This is a genomic window from Pseudomonas sp. UYEF17 (assembly GCF_040546125.1).
GTDB lineage: Bacteria > Pseudomonadota > Gammaproteobacteria > Pseudomonadales > Pseudomonadaceae > Aquipseudomonas > Aquipseudomonas putida_Z.
On record NZ_JBEPNE010000002.1, the window covers coordinates 1 to 16,155 of the forward strand.

General features: G+C 62.8%; 16 protein-coding genes and 2 rRNA genes. 16 read left to right on the forward strand and 2 right to left on the reverse strand.

Translation table 11 applies throughout. The features are described 5' to 3' along the window. The 5 genes from ABIB24_RS02760 to ABIB24_RS02780 all read left to right on the forward strand — a co-directional run. Positions 1-192 (forward strand): 23S ribosomal RNA (locus ABIB24_RS02760); the annotation flags it as partial. A 136-nt stretch (positions 193-328) separates the two neighbouring features. After that, positions 329-444: ribosomal RNA gene (rrf, locus tag ABIB24_RS02765) — 5S ribosomal RNA — on the forward strand. A gap of 341 nt (positions 445-785) precedes the next feature. Continuing rightward, positions 786-1,445: a paraquat-inducible protein A gene (locus ABIB24_RS02770; RefSeq protein ID WP_025337591.1), complete on the forward strand. Its 660-nt coding sequence runs from the start codon at positions 786-788 to the stop codon at positions 1,443-1,445. Further along, complete coding sequence (locus tag ABIB24_RS02775) at positions 1,432-2,055, forward strand: paraquat-inducible protein A (RefSeq protein ID WP_015268842.1); 624 nt, start codon at positions 1,432-1,434, stop codon at positions 2,053-2,055. The genes ABIB24_RS02770 and ABIB24_RS02775 overlap by 14 nt, the downstream gene beginning before the upstream one ends. Further along, a complete protein-coding gene (locus ABIB24_RS02780) occupies positions 2,048-4,348 on the forward strand; it encodes a PqiB family protein (protein WP_354316090.1) in 2,301 nt (766 codons plus the stop codon). Before ABIB24_RS02775 ends, ABIB24_RS02780 begins: the two co-directional genes overlap by 8 nt. Before the next feature lie 252 nt (positions 4,349-4,600). On the opposite strand, the gene rpsT is transcribed toward ABIB24_RS02780, so the two are convergent. After that, complete coding sequence (rpsT, locus tag ABIB24_RS02785) at positions 4,601-4,879, reverse strand: 30S ribosomal protein S20 (RefSeq protein ID WP_003247625.1); 279 nt, start codon at positions 4,877-4,879, stop codon at positions 4,601-4,603. Between the two features lie 250 nt (positions 4,880-5,129). On the opposite strand from rpsT, the gene murJ reads away from it, so the two are divergent. The 6 genes from murJ (at position 5,130) to ispH (ending at position 12,465) form a co-directional block, all read left to right on the forward strand. Next, a complete protein-coding gene (murJ, locus tag ABIB24_RS02790; protein ID WP_354316091.1) occupies positions 5,130-6,668 on the forward strand; it encodes a murein biosynthesis integral membrane protein MurJ in 1,539 nt (512 codons plus the stop codon). Between the two features lie 118 nt (positions 6,669-6,786). After that, complete coding sequence (gene ribF / locus ABIB24_RS02795; RefSeq protein ID WP_025337594.1) at positions 6,787-7,737, forward strand: bifunctional riboflavin kinase/FAD synthetase; 951 nt, start codon at positions 6,787-6,789, stop codon at positions 7,735-7,737. Next, positions 7,734-10,565 (forward strand): isoleucine--tRNA ligase, encoded by a 2,832-nt coding sequence (ileS, locus tag ABIB24_RS02800; protein WP_085706420.1) that lies wholly within the window; start codon positions 7,734-7,736, stop codon positions 10,563-10,565. The genes ribF and ileS overlap by 4 nt, the downstream gene beginning before the upstream one ends. Continuing rightward, complete coding sequence (gene lspA, locus ABIB24_RS02805) at positions 10,558-11,073, forward strand: signal peptidase II (RefSeq protein WP_025337596.1); 516 nt, start codon at positions 10,558-10,560, stop codon at positions 11,071-11,073. The genes ileS and lspA overlap by 8 nt, the downstream gene beginning before the upstream one ends. Next, a complete protein-coding gene (gene fkpB / locus ABIB24_RS02810; protein ID WP_003258215.1) occupies positions 11,066-11,503 on the forward strand; it encodes an FKBP-type peptidyl-prolyl cis-trans isomerase in 438 nt (145 codons plus the stop codon). The genes lspA and fkpB overlap by 8 nt, the downstream gene beginning before the upstream one ends. 14 nt (positions 11,504-11,517) lie before the next feature. Continuing rightward, the gene (gene ispH / locus ABIB24_RS02815) at positions 11,518-12,465 is read left to right on the forward strand and encodes a 4-hydroxy-3-methylbut-2-enyl diphosphate reductase (protein ID WP_137162927.1); all 948 of its coding nucleotides are present in this window, start codon (positions 11,518-11,520) and stop codon (positions 12,463-12,465) included. 133 nt (positions 12,466-12,598) lie between these two features. Here ispH and ABIB24_RS02820 read toward each other — a convergent pair whose 3' ends face one another. Then, positions 12,599-13,114, reverse strand: a complete 516-nt coding sequence (locus tag ABIB24_RS02820) for a GspH/FimT family pseudopilin (RefSeq protein ID WP_274079155.1) — start codon at positions 13,112-13,114, stop codon at positions 12,599-12,601. A 109-nt stretch (positions 13,115-13,223) separates the two neighbouring features. On the opposite strand from ABIB24_RS02820, the gene ABIB24_RS02825 reads away from it, so the two are divergent. Genes ABIB24_RS02825 through thiO form a run of 5 tightly spaced genes read left to right on the forward strand, consistent with a single transcriptional unit; the run spans position 13,224 to position 16,051 of the window. Next, on the forward strand, positions 13,224-13,406 hold the full coding sequence (locus ABIB24_RS02825) for a prepilin-type N-terminal cleavage/methylation domain-containing protein (protein WP_137162929.1): 183 nt from the start codon (positions 13,224-13,226) through the stop codon (positions 13,404-13,406). Beyond that, positions 13,403-14,047 carry a PilW family protein gene (locus tag ABIB24_RS02830; protein WP_137162930.1) on the forward strand — a complete coding sequence of 215 codons (645 nt, stop codon included), beginning with the start codon at positions 13,403-13,405 and terminating at the stop codon, positions 14,045-14,047. Before ABIB24_RS02825 ends, ABIB24_RS02830 begins: the two co-directional genes overlap by 4 nt. Further along, positions 14,044-14,508 carry a hypothetical protein gene (locus tag ABIB24_RS02835; protein ID WP_137162931.1) on the forward strand — a complete coding sequence of 155 codons (465 nt, stop codon included), beginning with the start codon at positions 14,044-14,046 and terminating at the stop codon, positions 14,506-14,508. Before ABIB24_RS02830 ends, ABIB24_RS02835 begins: the two co-directional genes overlap by 4 nt. A gap of 1 nt (position 14,509) precedes the next feature. After that, positions 14,510-14,899, forward strand: coding sequence for a type IV pilin protein (locus ABIB24_RS02840; RefSeq protein ID WP_085721799.1), 390 nt, complete (start codon positions 14,510-14,512; stop codon positions 14,897-14,899). A 54-nt stretch (positions 14,900-14,953) separates the two neighbouring features. After that, the gene (thiO, locus tag ABIB24_RS02845) at positions 14,954-16,051 is read left to right on the forward strand and encodes a glycine oxidase ThiO (protein ID WP_075043657.1); all 1,098 of its coding nucleotides are present in this window, start codon (positions 14,954-14,956) and stop codon (positions 16,049-16,051) included. Positions 16,052-16,155 lie beyond the last annotated feature (104 nt).

Consider the following 16,155-nt stretch of genomic DNA (forward strand, 5'->3'; position numbering starts at 1 on the left):
TGCCGGGTAGCTATGTTCGGAAGAGATAACCGCTGAAAGCATCTAAGCGGGAAACTTGCCTCAAGATGAGATCTCACTGGGATCTTGAATCCCCTAAAGGGCCGTCGAAGACTACGACGTTGATAGGTTGGGTGTGTAAGCGCTGTGAGGCGTTGAGCTAACCAATACTAATTGCCCGTGAGGCTTGACCATATAACACCCAAGCAATTTGCGCACGAAAGCCAAATTGTGGTGGTGAAGACGAAAGAACCGAAAGTTCGCAACATCACAAATATCGCATATCCGAATTCGCTGGGCTGTCCATCTGGACATTCTGGCAACAGAATTTCTTGACGACCATAGAGCATTGGAACCACCTGATCCCATCCCGAACTCAGCAGTGAAACGATGCATCGCCGATGGTAGTGTGGGGTTTCCCCATGTGAGAGTAGGTCATCGTCAAGATTCATTTCGCAAAACCCCTATCTGCACATGCAGGTAGGGGTTTTGTCTTTCTGGCCCTAAAACCCCCAAGCCTCACCCAAATCCTCCGACCTTGTGCGAATCCCCGGCCTTGTGCGATCCCTGTAGGAGCGGCCTTGTGTCGCGATCGGGCGCGCAGCGGCCGCAATCCAGGCGCCGCAGTTTACCTGTGAGACCCGGGATGCAGGCTTTACGGCCGCTTCGCGCCCGATCGCGACACAAGGCCGCTCCTACAAAGGTCGCGCAGGCCCGCTGTTATGTTGCCTCCCACAATTCGAGCCAGAACACTAGAATAGGCCCACGCACCTATTCAGAAGCGCTATATGCCCAATCCTGTCGAACCTGAAACCTTGGCTCAGTTGCCGCTGGACCAGCTTGTCGCCTGCCATGAATGCGACCTGCTGCTGCGCAAGCCCGTGCTCCAGCATGATGAGAAGGCCCAATGCCCGCGCTGCGGCTACGAGCTCTACGCCCATCGGCACAATGTGGTCAACCGCAGCCTGGCCCTGGTACTCACCGCCTTGCTGCTGTTTGTGCCTGCCAATTTCCTGCCGATCATGCAGCTGCACCTGCTTGGCCAGACATCGGACGATACCGTCTGGAGCGGCGTGCTGGGCCTGTACAACTCGGAAATGCGCGGCGTGGCCGTGGTGGTGTTCCTGTGCAGCATGGCCATCCCTCTGGCAAAACTGCTCTGTCAGCTGGTCGTGCTGCTGAGCATCCGCCTGAACGTGGGGCGTAGTTTCGGCCTGCTGTTCTACCGCATCTATCACCACTTGCGTGACTGGGGCATGCTCGAGGTCTATTTCATGGGCGTGCTGGTGGCCATCGTCAAGCTGGTGGACCTGGCCGAGCTGACCGTAGGCCTGGGGCTGTTCTGCTTCATCAGCCTGTTATTGATCCAGGTGTGGCTCGAGGTGGTGATGTCACCGCACCAGATCTGGAGTGCGCTATCAGGGGAGGACCTGCATGCGGGCGATTGATGCAGGCATTCTTGTCTGCAATGAGTGTCACGAGCTGAACAGGCAACAGCCAGACAGCACTTCACAAACCTGTACACGCTGCGGTGCCATCGTGCATGCCCGTCGGCCGAACAGCATCGCGCGCACCTGGGCGCTGCTGATTGCCGCGTCGATCCTGTACATCCCGGCCAACATGCTGCCGATCATGACCGTGAGCACCCTGGGCCAAGGCAGCCCCGACACGATCATGTCCGGCGTCATCACCTTGCTCAAGCATGGCATGGTGCCCATTGCTGCCGTGGTGTTCATTGCCAGTATCCTGGTGCCCACATTCAAACTGGTGGGCATCGGCTTGCTGTTGTACTCCGTTCAGCGCCGGCAGCCGCTTTCGGCGCGGCAACGGATATTGATGTACCGCTTCATCGAATTCATTGGGCGCTGGTCCATGCTCGATATCTTCGTCATCGCCATCCTGGTGGCGGTGGTGAATTTCGGCCGAATAGCCAGTGTCGAAGCCAACCTGGGCGCTGTCGCCTTTGCAACTGTGGTGATCCTGACAATGCTTGCCGCTTTAACTTTCGATCCCCGACTGATTTGGGATAACACGGAGTCGGATGACGACCATGAGTGACCTGCCAACGGCTAAAACCCGCCCAGCCTCGAACTGGTCGGCCATATGGATCCTGCCTTTGATCGCCTTGATGATCGGTGGCTGGCTTGCGTGGCAGGCTTACCGTGATGCCGGCGTGGAAATTGAGGTTCGCTTCGAGTCGGGCGAGGGTATCGTCGCCAACAAGACCGAGGTGATCTACAAGGGCATGCCGGTTGGCAAGGTCAAAAGCCTGGTGCTCGACGCCAAGGGTGAGAACCAAGGGGTGATCGCCACCATCGAGATGAACAAGGCTGCCGAGCCTCATCTGACCAAAGGTACGCGTTTCTGGCTGGTGAAGCCGAGCGTCAGCCTGGCGGGTATTTCCGGCCTTGAAACCCTGGTGTCAGGCAACTATATCGCCGTCAGCCCGGGGGAGGGGGAGCGCACCAAGCGTTTTACCGCCTTGAAGGTGGCGCCGCCGCTTTCGGACACCGAGCCGGGCCTGCACCTTACCCTCAAGGCCGAGCGGCTGGGGTCGCTCAACCGTGACAGCCCGGTGTTCTACAAGCAGATCCAGGTTGGCCGGGTCAAAAGCTATCGCCTGTCCGAGGACCAGAGCACCGTCGAGATCAAGGTCTTCATCGAGCCGGCCTATGCCAGCCTGGTGCGCAAGCACACGCGTTTCTGGAATGCCAGCGGCGTCAGCATCGATGCCTCGCTCTCGGGCGTGAAAGTGCGTAGCGAATCGCTGTCGAGCATTGTTGCCGGTGGTATCGCCTTTGCCACGCCGGAACACCGCAAGGACAGCCCTCCCACCGACTCGAACCTGCCGTTCCGTCTGTATGAGGACTTCGATGCGGCCCAGGCCGGCATCCGGGTAAAGGTGAAATTGAGCGATTACGAGGGCCTGCAGGCGGGCCGTACACCGGTCATGTACAAGGGCATCCAGGTGGGCTCGCTCAAAGCCCTGACAATGGCAGACAACCTGGCCAGTGCATCGGCCGAGCTTACGCTGGACCCGCTGGCCGAGGATTATCTGGTCGAGGGCACGCAGTTCTGGGTGGTCAAACCATCGATTTCCCTGGCGGGTATCACCGGCCTGGAAGCGCTGGTCAAGGGTAACTACATCGCCATTCGCCCTGGTGAGAAGGGTGCGCGGCCAGAGCGTGAGTTCGAAGCCCGCGCCAAGGCACCGCCGCTCGACCTCAAGGCACCAGGCCTGCACATGGTGCTGTTCGCAGACACCCTGGGTTCGCTGGAAGTCGGTAGCCCGGTCATGTACCGCCAGGTGAAGGTGGGTAGCGTGCAAAGCTACCAGTTCGCCCGCAACAGCAATCGCATCCTGATCGGTGTGCATATCGAGAAGGAATACGAAAAGCTGGTCAACGGTTCGTCGCGCTTCTGGAATGTCAGTGGCATCACCCTGACGGGGGGCCTGTCGGGCATCAAGATCAAGAGTGAATCACTGCAGACCCTGATGGCTGGTGGTATCGCGTTCGATACGCCACGGCCTGATGTGCCGCTCAAACGACACATCCCACGCTTCCGCCTGCATGACAGCCAGGATGCGGTCAACCGCGCGGGTACGTTGATCACCATTCGCGTGGACCGTGCCGACGGCCTCAAGCCAGGCACGGCGATACGCTTCCGCGGCCTGGATGTGGGCAGCGTCGAGAGCGTCGACCTGACCGATGACTTGCAGGCGGTGCTGCTGCGGGCGCGCATTACCGAAGTGGCGGACCGTATCGCCCGCGCCGGTACGCAGTTCTGGGTGGTCAAGCCGGCCTTTGGCCTGGTGCGCACGCAGAACCTCGACACCCTGGTGGGCGGGCAGTACCTGGAAGTGCAGCCGGCTGCCAAGGACCGTGGCCCACAGCGCGATTTCATCGCCTTGGCCGACGCCCCGCAGGTGGCAGGGCCTGAAGTCGGCCTGCCGTTGACGCTGAGCGCTCCGCGCCGTGGCTCGATCAAGCCGGGCGTGCCGGTGACCTACCGTGAGGTTGCGGTGGGCAAGGTGACGGGCTTCGAGTTGGGCCAGAGCGCTGACCGTGTGTTGATCCATATCTTGATCGAACCGCGCTATGCGGCCCTGGTGCGTAGCGGTAGTCGCTTCTGGAACAGCAGCGGCTTCGGTTTCGACTGGGGTCTGGTCAAGGGGGTTACGGTGCGTACCGAGTCGGTGGAGACCATGATCGACGGCGGTATCGCCTTCGCCACGCCGGATGGCGAGCAGATGGGCAACCCGGCACGGCCGCAGCAGACGTTCGCCTTGTTCGACAAGGCCGAGGATGAATGGCTGCAGTGGGCGCCGAAGATACAGATAGCGAAGTAGCACTGGGCAAACACGGCCCTGCTTTTTGTAGGAGCGGCCTTGTGTCGCGATCGGGCTGCGCAGCAGCCCCTCGGTTTCAGCGTCGATGCTGATATTGCTGGGGCTGCTGCGCAGCCCGATCGCGACACAAGGCCGCTCCTACAAAGGCGGATCGGCGATGTTGCATAGGTCGCAGCAGCGAGGCGGCGATGTGCACAAATCGCAGGCAACAAAAAACCGACCCTAGGGTCGGTTTTTCGACTAGCACGTCGCTTAGGCAGCTGCAGCTTCTTTCAGCGCCTTGATGTGGCCATTCAGACGGCCTTTGTGACGAGCAGCCTTGTTCTTGTGGATGATGCCCTTGTCGGCCATACGGTCGATTACAGGCACAGCCAGAACGTAAGCGGCTTGCGCTTTTTCGGCGTCTTTTGCGTCGATGGCCTTGACTACATTCTTGATGTAGGTGCGGACCATGGAACGCAGGCTGGCGTTGTGGCTGCGACGCTTCTCAGCCTGTTTTGCACGTTTCTTGGCGGAAGGTGTGTTGGCCACCGTCGAGCTCCTCGAAAGACTTTAGGTAAATAGCAAACAAAATAGGCCGCGAATCATGCCGATCAGTCGAACGGATGTCAAGGCCACCTGCAAGGTTCCGCCGAGCGGTGCGCCAACAAGAGGGAAATATTCCTTTCTGCTGCGCGACCTGTAAACTCGGGAATTTTTGGCTCCCCTGCGAAGGCGCGGGAGTATCGCACATTCGGACGCTGTCTGGCAGCGTCCTCTGCCCTTGGCGTGAATCTTTTCGATGAACCTGCTCAAATCCCTGGCTGCGGTAAGCTCGATCACCATGATTTCGCGGGTGCTGGGCTTTGTCCGCGACACCATCCTGGCGCGTGTTTTCGGTGCCGGCATCGCCACCGATGCCTTCTTCATCGCCTTCAAGCTGCCCAACCTGCTGCGGCGCATCTTCGCCGAGGGTGCGTTTTCCCAGGCCTTCGTGCCGATCCTGGCCGAATACAAGACCCAGCAAGGCGAGGAGGCGACCCGCACCTTCGTTGCCTATGTCAGTGGCCTGCTGACTCTGGTTCTGGCGCTGGTGACCGCCATTGGCATCCTGGCGGCACCGTGGGTGGTGTGGGCGACCGCACCAGGCTTTGTCGACAGTGCCGAAAAATACGAATTGACCACCGCCCTGTTGCGGGTGACTTTTCCTTATATATTGCTGATCTCGCTGTCGTCCCTGGCCGGGGCGATCCTCAATACCTGGAACCGTTTCTCGGTGCCGGCCTTTACCCCGACCCTGCTGAACGTGGCGATGATTGCCTTCGCCGCGCTGCTCACGCCGTATTTCGACCCGCCGATCATGGCCCTGGCCTGGGGCGTGCTGGCGGGCGGCCTGGCGCAGTTGCTGTACCAGCTGCCAGCGCTGAAGAAGATCGGCATGCTCGTGCTGCCACGCCTGAACCTGCGTGATGCCGGCGTGTGGCGGGTGCTCAAGCAGATGCTGCCGGCGATCCTCGGGGTGTCGGTGAGCCAGATCTCGCTGATCATCAACACCATCTTCGCCTCCTTCCTGGTGGCCGGTTCGGTGTCGTGGATGTATTACGCCGACCGCCTCATGGAGCTGCCTTCCGGCGTGCTGGGGGTGGCCCTGGGCACCATATTGCTGCCCACGCTGGCCAAGACCTACGCCAACAAGGACCGCGAGGAATACTCGCGGATCCTCGACTGGGGCCTGCGCCTGTGCTTCCTGCTGGTGCTGCCATGCACCCTGGCCCTGGCCATCCTCGCCGAGCCACTGACCGTGGCGCTGTTCCAGTACGGCAAGTTCACTGCCGTCGACGCAGCCATGACCCAGAAGGCGCTGATCGCCTATTCCGTGGGCTTGCTGGCGATCATTCTGGTCAAGGTACTGGCACCCGGCTTCTATGCGCAGCAGAATATCCGTACACCGGTGAAGATCGCGGTATTCACCCTGGTCTGCACCCAACTGTTCAACCTGGCCCTGATCGGCCCGCTCGCGCATGCCGGCCTGGCCCTGGCGATCAGCCTGGGGGCCTGCCTGAACGCCGGCCTGCTGTTCTGGAAGCTGCGCAGCCAGCAGCTGTTCCAGCCGCAGCCAGGCTGGGCGATGTTCCTGCTCAAGCTGGTGCTGGCGGTGGGGCTGATGTCGGCGGTATTGCTGGCCGGCATGCATTACCTGCCGGCCTGGGAGCAGGGCAACATGCTCGAGCGCCTGGTGCGCCTGGGGGCTCTGGTACTGGCGGGCATCGTGACCTATTTCGGCTGCCTGTACCTGTGCGGCTTCCGGCCTCGGCATTTCGCCCGCAAGGCCTTGCACTAAGGCAGCGGGCGGGTCAGGCGTCGGTTTTTCGCATTCCACGCCGCCCTTGGGCGCTGCTGCCTGTCACCGGCGCCCGGGTGTGGTTATAATCGGCCACTTTATGAGCAAGAAGCGCGTTATGCAGCTGGTTCGAGGTCTTCACAACCTGCGCCCCGAGCACCGGGGCTGTGTCGCCACCATTGGCAACTTCGACGGGGTTCACCGCGGCCACCAGGCGATCCTGGCGCGCCTGCGCGAGCGCGGCCAGGCCTTGGGCCTGCCGACCTGCGTGGTGATCTTCGAACCGCAACCACGCGAGTACTTCGCCCCCGACACCGCGCCGGCCCGCCTGGCCCGCCTGCGCGACAAGATCGAGCTGCTGGCGGCCGAGGGTATCGACCGGGTGCTGTGCCTGGCATTCAACCAGCGCCTGAGCAAGCTCAGTGCCGATGCCTTCGTCAAGGCCATCCTGGTCGACGGCCTGGGTGTACGCCACCTCGAAGTGGGCGATGACTTCCGCTTCGGCTGCGACCGCGCTGGCGACTTCGCCTTCCTGGTCGAGGCCGGCAAGCAGTACGGCTTCACCGTCGAGGCTGCCAACACGGTGATTCAGGACGGCCTGCGGGTCAGCAGCACCGAAGTGCGCAAGGCCCTGTCCGAAGGCAACTTCGAGCTGGCCGAGCACCTGTTGGGCCGCCCGTACCGCATCAGCGGCCGCGTGTTGCATGGCCAGAAGCTGGCCCGCCAGCTCGGCACACCTACCGCCAACATCCAGCTCAAGCGCCGCCGCGTGCCGCTGTCCGGGGTCTACCTGGCCAGCATCGAAATCGACGGCAAGGCCTGGCCGGGTGTCGGCAATATCGGCGTGCGCCCCACCGTTGCCGGTGACGGGCGCCCGCACCTGGAGATTCATCTGCTGGACTATGCCGGCGACCTTTACGGCCGGCGCCTGACGGTGGAGTTCCACCACAAGCTGCGTGAAGAGCAGCGATTCGCCTCCCTGGAGGCGCTGAAGTCGGCGATCGATGCGGATATCGCCGCCGCACGTGCACATTGGCACGCTCAACCGTTAACGAAGAGCCTGAAATGACCGACTACAAAGCCACGCTTAACCTTCCGGACACCGCCTTCCCCATGAAGGCCGGCCTGCCTCAGCGCGAACCGCAGATCCTGCAGCGCTGGGACAGCATTGGCCTGTACCAGAAGCTGCGCGAAATTGGCAAGGATCGTCCCAAGTTCGTCCTGCACGACGGCCCGCCCTATGCCAACGGCAAGATTCACATCGGTCATGCGCTGAACAAGATCCTCAAGGACATGATCGTCCGTTCCAAGACCCTGGCCGGCTTCGATGCGCCGTACGTGCCAGGCTGGGACTGCCATGGCCTGCCGATCGAGCACAAGGTCGAGGTCACCCACGGCAAGCACCTGTCCGCCGACCGCACCCGCGAGCTGTGCCGCGAGTACGCCGCCGAGCAGATCGAAGGGCAGAAGACCGAGTTCATCCGCCTGGGCGTGCTGGGTGACTGGGACAACCCGTACAAGACCATGAACTTCGCCAACGAGGCCGGCGAAATCCGCGCCCTGGCCGAGATGGTCAAGCAAGGCTTCGTGTTCAAGGGCCTGAAGCCGGTGAACTGGTGCTTCGATTGCGGTTCGGCCCTGGCCGAGGCCGAAGTCGAGTACGCCGACAAGAAATCGCAGACCATCGACGTTGCCTTCCCGGTTGCCGACGAGGCCAAGCTGGCTGCCGCCTTCGGCCTGGCTTCGCTGGCCAAGCCGGCCGCCATCGTGATCTGGACCACCACCCCGTGGACCATCCCGGCCAACCAGGCGCTGAACATCCACCCGGAGTTCAAGTACGCCCTGGTCGACACCGGCGAGCGTCTGCTGGTACTGGCCGAAGAGCTGGTGGAGTCGTGCCTCAAGCGCTACAGCCTGGAAGGCTCGGTCATCGCCACCGCCCAGGGTTCGGCGCTGGAACTGATCAACTTCCGCCACCCGTTCTACGACCGCCTGTCGCCAGTCTACCTGGCCGACTACGTCGAACTGGGCGCCGGTACCGGGGTGGTGCACTCCTCGCCAGCCTACGGTGAAGACGACTTCGTCACCTGCAAGCGCTACGGCATGGTCAACGACGACATCCTCACCCCGGTGCAGAGCAACGGCGTGTACGTCGACTCGCTGCCATTCTTCGGCGGCCAGTTCATCTGGAAGGCCAACCCGGCCATCGTCGAGAAGCTGAGCGAAGTCGGTGCGCTGATGCACACCGAAACCATCAGCCACAGCTACATGCACTGCTGGCGCCACAAGACCCCGCTGATCTACCGCGCCACCGCGCAGTGGTTCGTGGGTATGGACAAGCAGCCGACCACCGGCGAGCCGCTGCGTGAGCGTGCACTGAAAGCCATCGAGGACACCAAGTTCGTGCCGGCCTGGGGCCAGGCGCGCCTGCATTCGATGATCGCCAACCGCCCGGACTGGTGCATCTCGCGTCAGCGCAACTGGGGCGTGCCGATCCCGTTCTTCCTGCACAAGCAGACAGGCGAGCTGCACCCACGCACCGTCGAGCTGATGGAAGCAGTGGCCAAGCGCGTCGAACAGGAAGGCATCGAGGCCTGGTTCAAGCTGGACGCCGCCGAACTGCTGGGCGCTGAAGCCGAGCAGTACGACAAGATCACCGACACCCTGGACGTGTGGTTCGACTCGGGTACCACCCACTGGCACGTGCTGCGTGGCTCGCATGACATCGGCCACGCCACCGGCCCGCGTGCCGACCTGTACCTGGAAGGTTCCGACCAGCACCGCGGCTGGTTCCACTCGTCGTTGCTGACCGGTTGCGCCATCGACGGCCACGCGCCGTACCGCGAGCTGCTGACCCACGGCTTCACCGTGGACGAGAACGGCCGCAAGATGTCCAAGTCGCTGGGCAACACCATCGAGCCGGAGAAGGTCAACAACACCCTGGGTGCCGATATCCTGCGCCTGTGGGTTGCCGCTACCGACTATTCCGGTGAAATGGCCGTTTCCGAGCAGATCCTGCAGCGCAGCGCCGACGCCTACCGCCGTATCCGCAACACTGCACGCTTCCTGCTCTCCAACCTGTCCGGCTTCGACCCGGCCCGCGACCTGCTGGCCCCGGAAGACATGCTGGCGCTGGACCGCTGGGCCGTAGACCGCACCCTGCTGCTGCAACGCGAGCTGGAAGAGCACTACAGCGAGTACCGTTTCTGGAACGTCTACTCCAAGGTGCACAACTTCTGCGTGCAGGAGCTGGGCGGCTTCTACCTCGACATCATCAAGGACCGCCAGTACACCACCGGCGCCAACAGTGTCGCCCGCCGTTCCTGCCAGACCGCGCTGTACCACATCAGCGAGGCGCTGGTGCGCTGGATCGCGCCGATCCTGGCGTTTACCGCCGACGAAATCTGGCAGTATCTGCCAGGCGAGCGCAACGAGTCGGTAATGCTCAACGGCTGGTACCAAGGCCTGAGCGAGCTGCCGGAAGGCACCGAACTGGACCGCGCCTACTGGGACCGCGTGATGGCCGTCAAGGCATCGGTCAACAAGGAGCTGGAAAACCAGCGTACCGCCAAGGTCATCGGCGGCAACCTGCAGGCTGAAGTCACCCTGTACGCCGACGAAGGCCTGAGCGCCGACCTGGGCAAGCTGGGCGACGAACTGCGCTTCGTGCTGATCACCTCGGCTGCCAGCGTGGTGCCGTTCGTGCAGGCGCCGGCCGAAGCCGTGGCCACCGAAGTCGAAGGCCTCAAGCTGCAAGTGGTCAAGTCCGGCCACGCCAAGTGCGGCCGTTGCTGGCACTTCCGCGCCGACGTCGGCAGCCACCCGGAGCACCCGGAAATCTGCGGCCGTTGCGTCGACAACCTGAGCGGTTCCGGCGAGGTGCGCCACTATGCCTAACCCTGCAGCGGGGCGCTTCGGGCGCCTTGCATGGCTTTGGCTGAGCCTGGTGGTACTGGTCCTCGACCAGGCCACCAAGCTGTATTTCAACAATGCCCTGACCATGTATCAGCAGGTTGTCGTCATCCCTGACTACTTCAGCTGGACCCTGGCCTACAACACCGGCGCGGCGTTCAGCTTCCTGGCGGAAAGCTCCGGCTGGCAGCGCTGGCTGTTCGCCCTGATCGCCGTGGTGGTCAGTGCCGTGCTGGTGGTGTGGCTCAAGCGCCTGGGGCGCAACGAGACCTGGCTGGCCGTGGCGTTGGCGCTGGTGCTGGGTGGCGCGATCGGCAACCTGTACGACCGCGTCGTGCTCGGCCATGTGGTCGACTTCATCCTGGTGCACTGGCAGAACCGCCATTACTTCCCGGCCTTCAACCTGGCCGACAGCGCCATTACCGTTGGTGCGGTGATGCTGGCGCTGGATATGTTCAAGAGCAAGAAGTCCGAGGATCCGGTCCATGACTGACACCCGTATCGGCCAGAACACCGAAGTCACCCTGCACTTCGCGCTGCACCTGGAAAACGGCGACACCGTCGACAGCACGTTCGACAAGGCCCCGGCCACCTTCAAGGTTGGCGATGGCAACCTGCTGCCAGGTTTCGAGAACGCGCTGTTCGGCTTCAAGGGCGGTGACAAGCGTACCGTCGTGGTGGCCCCGGAGAACGCCTTCGGTCAGCCCAACCCGCAGAACGTGCAAGTCATGCCGCGGTCCCAGTTCGAGGGCATGGAGTTGTCCGAAGGGCTGTTGATCATCTTCAACGACGCCGCCAACACCGAGCTGCCAGGTGTGGTCAAAGCGTTCGATGACGACCAGGTGACCATCGACTTCAATCACCCATTGGCTGGCAAGACCCTGACCTTCGAGGTGGAGATCCTCGAGGTGAAGGCCCTGTAAGCCTGGAGCCGAGCATGCAAATCAAACTCGCCAACCCTCGCGGCTTCTGCGCGGGGGTCGACCGGGCGATCGAGATCGTCAACCGCGCGCTGGAAGTCTTCGGCCCGCCGATCTATGTGCGTCACGAAGTGGTGCACAACAAGTTCGTGGTGGAAGACCTGCGCAACCGCGGCGCCATCTTCGTCGAAGAGCTGGACCAGGTACCGGACGATGTCATCGTCATCTTCAGCGCCCACGGTGTTTCCCAGGCCGTGCGCCAGGAAGCCGCTGGCCGTGGCCTGAAAGTGTTCGATGCCACCTGCCCGCTGGTGACCAAGGTGCACATCGAAGTGGCCAAGTACAGCCGCGACGGCCGTGAGTGCATCCTCATCGGCCACGAAGGGCACCCGGAAGTCGAAGGCACCATGGGCCAGTACGACGCCAGCAACGGTGGCGCCATCTACCTCGTCGAAGACGAGGAGGATGTTGCCAACCTGCAGGTGAAGGACCCGGACCACCTGGCGTTCGTCACCCAGACCACGCTGTCGATGGACGACACCAGCCGCGTCATCGACGCCCTGCGTGCGCGCTTCCCGAACATTGGCGGCCCGCGCAAGGACGACATCTGCTACGCCACCCAGAACCGCCAGGACGCGGTCAAGCAACTGGCGGACGAGTGCGACGTGGTACTGGTGGTCGGCAGCCCGAACAGCTCCAACTCCAACCGCCTGCGCGAGCTGGCCGAGCGCATGGGCACCCCGGCCTACCTGATCGACGGTGCCGAGGACCTGCAGCGTGGCTGGTTCGAGCAGAAGGCGCGGGTCGGCATCACCGCCGGTGCTTCGGCCCCCGAAGTGCTGGTGCGTGGTGTGATCGAGCAGCTCAAGGCTTGGGGCGCCAGCGGTGCTGAAGAGCTGGATGGGCGGGAAGAGAACATCACCTTCTCCATGCCCAAGGAGCTGCGGGTTCGGTCACTGATCTGACCGCAGTTTGCGCGATCCCCATGTAGGAGCGGCCTTGTGTCGCGAACGGGCTGCAAAGCAGCCCCAGGATTTCAGCCTTAGAGCTGATATTGCCGGGGCCGCTTTGCGGCCCGTTCGCGACACAAGGCCGCTCCTACATTGACCGCGCTGATCTGCTAGTGGTGTCTTTGCATCGGGAGTCTTTTGGCTCACCCATCTTTACCTTGACCCTGCCAGTCGATGCCATCACCACTTGATACTGGCTAGTTGCGGTCAAGCGCTCGCAAATCTCCATCGTTGAACCTAACCAATTACTGGTTGCCCCAAGCGGAACCCCTTGCGCACTGAATTTCAGCTGCTCACCGCGATTGCTCGTGATCTTCAGCGGCCGTGAAAGACGCTGCTCACGCAGCACCTGATGGTTATGCTCCAGCATCACCCGCCAACCATTCCCCCAATTGCCGTCCAACGCCTGCACCAACACCGGCTGGTTTTGCAACATGGCATGGCTGCGCGCACTGCGCAGCGCCTGCGCCAGGTCTCGCGCAGCTGCCGCCCTGTGTAGGTCGTCGCTCAATCTGGCGTAGGCCGGCATGCCGAGCTGTGTCAGCAATACGGCCACCGCCAGGGCCGACAACATTTGTATCAGTGTTACACCTCGTTGCTTCACCGTGCATTCCTCCCTGGAAGTGCTTGGCTGTAGCTTCACGGTCGTTGGACCGGCGGTCCAGTCGCCCGGGTTCAATGCATTTGCAGGAAAAGTCGCAGGAGGTGCAGGGATGCACGCAAGACAACAGGGCATGACGCTTCTGGAAGTGTTGTTGGCGGTGGGTGTGGTGGCCGTGGGTATGTTCGCAGCGGCAGGCCTGCAACTGCAGGCATTGCAGGCAGCGGAGGACGCGCGCCGCGATGGGCAGGCGGCAATGGCGGCGCACAGTGACCATGAAAGGGGGCGGCCATGAGCCGCGCCCAGCGTGGTTTCGGCTTGCTTGAGCTGATGCTGGCGCTGACCATCGGGTTGCTGCTGTTGGTGGCGGCCAGCCAGCTATTCGCCTCGGCCCACCATACTTGGCGGCTGCAAAGCACGGCAGTGCGCATGCAGGATGAGGCTCGCCTGGCATTGCTGCGAATGGCCCAGGATATCCGCATGACCGGGATGTTCGGCTGCTTGCGACTGCAGCCAAAGCACTTCGGCAGTTCGAGCGCAGAGCACGCATTCGCCCGGCCGATGGAAGTCGAAGCATCCACCCTTAGCCTGGTCGTGGCGGAGTTACCTGGGCAAGCCGGTGGGCCGCAGTGGTTCCTGCACACGGACTGTACTAGCAAAGTGTCTGTGGACGATGAGTTGAAGGAGGGCTACCCACAGGTTCACCCCATCAGCAGATATGTCTACCAACTCGAGGGCAATACGCTGAGATTCAAACGCAAAAACAGCACATTCCAGCCGCTGGTTGAAAATGTGCGGTCAATGCGTTTGCAGCGTGTGCAAATGGCACAGGGGGAGCGGGTGGACATTGCCCTGACGCTTTACGAACCCACGCTCGAACTTGAACAGCACCATGAACTGAGCGTCGCAGTCCGCAACCCGGTGCCGGCTTCATGAGTCGTCAGCGTGGCATAGTCCTGTTATTGGCCCTGGTCTTGAGCATGCTGCTGGGGCTGCTTGCGGCGTCGGCCCTGCGTGATGCGCTGGCGCAAACGCGAATGACCGGCTATCTGAGCGAAGGCCTGCTGGCGCTGGAGCAGGCCGAGGCCACGCTGCTGGCAGGGGCAGGCGAGCTCGAGCGGGATCCCCCCGACCCTTGCGAGGCGTGCCCGCCACCCGCTCGACCGCATGACCTGAGCGGGCAGTGGCAGCGCACGCCAACCGGCTATTTCCATTTGCAGAATCTGGGTACCAGCGAACACGCGGCGCATATGCCGGAAGGGCAGCAGGTCACCCTGTACCGCGTCACCGCCGTCAGCCTGCAAACCCAGTCACGGCATGTGCTGGAAGCGGTCTATGCCATGGGCGAGGACACGACCCGGCGCATTGCCTGGCGCCAGAGATTGCGAGGAGACTGACATGCAGCAAGGCTTGAGCCTGATCGAGTTGTTGATTGTGCTGGCCGTGACCGGCATTCTGGCAGCCATTGCCTACCCCAGTTACAGCGACCAGCTACGGCGAGCCGCACGCAGCGAAGTGGTTGGCCTGCTGCATGATGCTGCCCTGCGCCTGGAGCGCCACCGCGTACGCACTGGCCAATACGCCGAGGGCGACCCGGCCTTGCCCGACGGTACCCGCTATTACAGCCTGCAGGCCCAGCGCGACAGCGACACCTTCACGCTGCGCGCCCGGCGGCTACCGAGCGGGCTGATGGCGCAGGACCGCTGTGGCGATTTCCAGCTCGACCAGGCCGGCGTGCAGCGCAATCCGGGTGCCGTCGAAGGCAGCGTGCACTGCTGGGGAAGCTGAAGGTTGAATGATGCCCGGTGCATCGCGGATTTACTTCAGGTGTTGGATCGACAGATGAGCAAGCAAGTAGTGGTGGTCGGTGGCGGGGTGATCGGCCTGCTGACGGCATTCAACCTGGCGGCGAAGGTCGGGCAGGTGGTGGTGTGTGATCAGGGTGAGGTCGGCCGTGAGTCGTCCTGGGCCGGCGGTGGCATCGTCTCGCCGCTGTACCCGTGGCGCTACAGCCCTGCCGTGACCGCCTTGGCACACTGGTCGCAAGACTTTTATCCACAGCTGGGCGAGCGTTTGTTCGCCAGCACCGGCGTCGACCCCGAAGTGCACACTACCGGCCTGTACTGGCTCGACCTGGACGACGAGGCCGAAGCGCTGGCCTGGGCCGAGCGTGAGCAGCGGCCGCTGAGTGCCGTGGATATCTCGGCGGCCTATGACGCGGTGCCGGTGCTGGGCCCGGGCTTCAAGCGTGCCATCTACATGGCCGGCGTGGCCAACGTGCGCAACCCGCGCCTGGTGAAGTCGCTCAAGGCGGCGTTGCTGGCGTTGCCCAACGTGACTTTGCGTGAGCACTGCCAGATTACCGGCTTCGCCGAGCAAGGCGGTCGCGTGACCGGTGTGCAGACGGCAGACGGCGTGCTGGCGGCGGATGAGGTGGTACTCAGTGCCGGCGCCTGGAGTGGCGACCTGCTGCGTACGCTCGGCCTGGAATTGCCGGTGGAGCCGGTGAAGGGCCAGATGATTTTGTTCAAATGTGCCGAAGACTTCCTGCCGAGCATGGTGTTGGCCAAGGGGCGCTATGCGATCCCGCGGCGCGACGGGCATATTCTGGTGGGTAGCACGCTGGAGCATGCCGGGTACGACAAGACCCCGACCGAGGAGGCGTTGGAGAGCCTGAAGGCCTCGGCGGTGGAGTTGCTGCCTGAGCTCGAGGGGGCCACGGTGGTGGCGCATTGGGCCGGGCTGCGGCCGGGGTCGCCGGAAGGTATTCCGTACATCGGGCCGGTGCCGGGGCATGCGGGGCTGTGGTTGAACTGCGGGCATTACCGCAACGGGCTGGTGCTGGCGCCGGCTTCGTGCCAGCTGTTTACCGACCTGTTGACCGGGGCAGAGCCGATCATTGACCCGGCGCCGTATGCGCCAGCCGGGCGGTTGAGCTGAGATTGCCGGGGCCGCGTTGCGGCCCTTTCGCGACACAAGGCCGCTCCTACAGGGGCCTCGTACTCCCTGTAGGAGCGGCCTTGTGTCGCGAAAGGGCTGCAAAG

What these genes read in the sequence shown, in the direction of transcription:
- ABIB24_RS02840 (WP_085721799.1), top strand. Translation starts at nt 14,510, where the DNA reads ATGCAGCAAGGCTTGAGCCTGATCGAGTTGTTGATTGTGCTGGCCGTG.
- fkpB (WP_003258215.1), top strand. Translation starts at nt 11,066, where the DNA reads ATGACTGACACCCGTATCGGCCAGAACACCGAAGTCACCCTGCACTTC.
- ABIB24_RS02770 (WP_025337591.1), top strand. Translation starts at nt 786, where the DNA reads ATGCCCAATCCTGTCGAACCTGAAACCTTGGCTCAGTTGCCGCTGGAC.
- murJ (WP_354316091.1), top strand. Translation starts at nt 5,130, where the DNA reads ATGAACCTGCTCAAATCCCTGGCTGCGGTAAGCTCGATCACCATGATT.
- ispH (WP_137162927.1), top strand. Translation starts at nt 11,518, where the DNA reads ATGCAAATCAAACTCGCCAACCCTCGCGGCTTCTGCGCGGGGGTCGAC.
- ileS (WP_085706420.1), top strand. Translation starts at nt 7,734, where the DNA reads ATGACCGACTACAAAGCCACGCTTAACCTTCCGGACACCGCCTTCCCC.
- ABIB24_RS02835 (WP_137162931.1), top strand. Translation starts at nt 14,044, where the DNA reads ATGAGTCGTCAGCGTGGCATAGTCCTGTTATTGGCCCTGGTCTTGAGC.
- ABIB24_RS02780 (WP_354316090.1), top strand. Translation starts at nt 2,048, where the DNA reads ATGAGTGACCTGCCAACGGCTAAAACCCGCCCAGCCTCGAACTGGTCG.
- ribF (WP_025337594.1), top strand. Translation starts at nt 6,787, where the DNA reads ATGCAGCTGGTTCGAGGTCTTCACAACCTGCGCCCCGAGCACCGGGGC.
- ABIB24_RS02830 (WP_137162930.1), top strand. Translation starts at nt 13,403, where the DNA reads ATGAGCCGCGCCCAGCGTGGTTTCGGCTTGCTTGAGCTGATGCTGGCG.
- ABIB24_RS02775 (WP_015268842.1), top strand. Translation starts at nt 1,432, where the DNA reads ATGCGGGCGATTGATGCAGGCATTCTTGTCTGCAATGAGTGTCACGAG.
- ABIB24_RS02825 (WP_137162929.1), top strand. Translation starts at nt 13,224, where the DNA reads ATGCACGCAAGACAACAGGGCATGACGCTTCTGGAAGTGTTGTTGGCG.
- lspA (WP_025337596.1), top strand. Translation starts at nt 10,558, where the DNA reads ATGCCTAACCCTGCAGCGGGGCGCTTCGGGCGCCTTGCATGGCTTTGG.
- thiO (WP_075043657.1), top strand. Translation starts at nt 14,954, where the DNA reads ATGAGCAAGCAAGTAGTGGTGGTCGGTGGCGGGGTGATCGGCCTGCTG.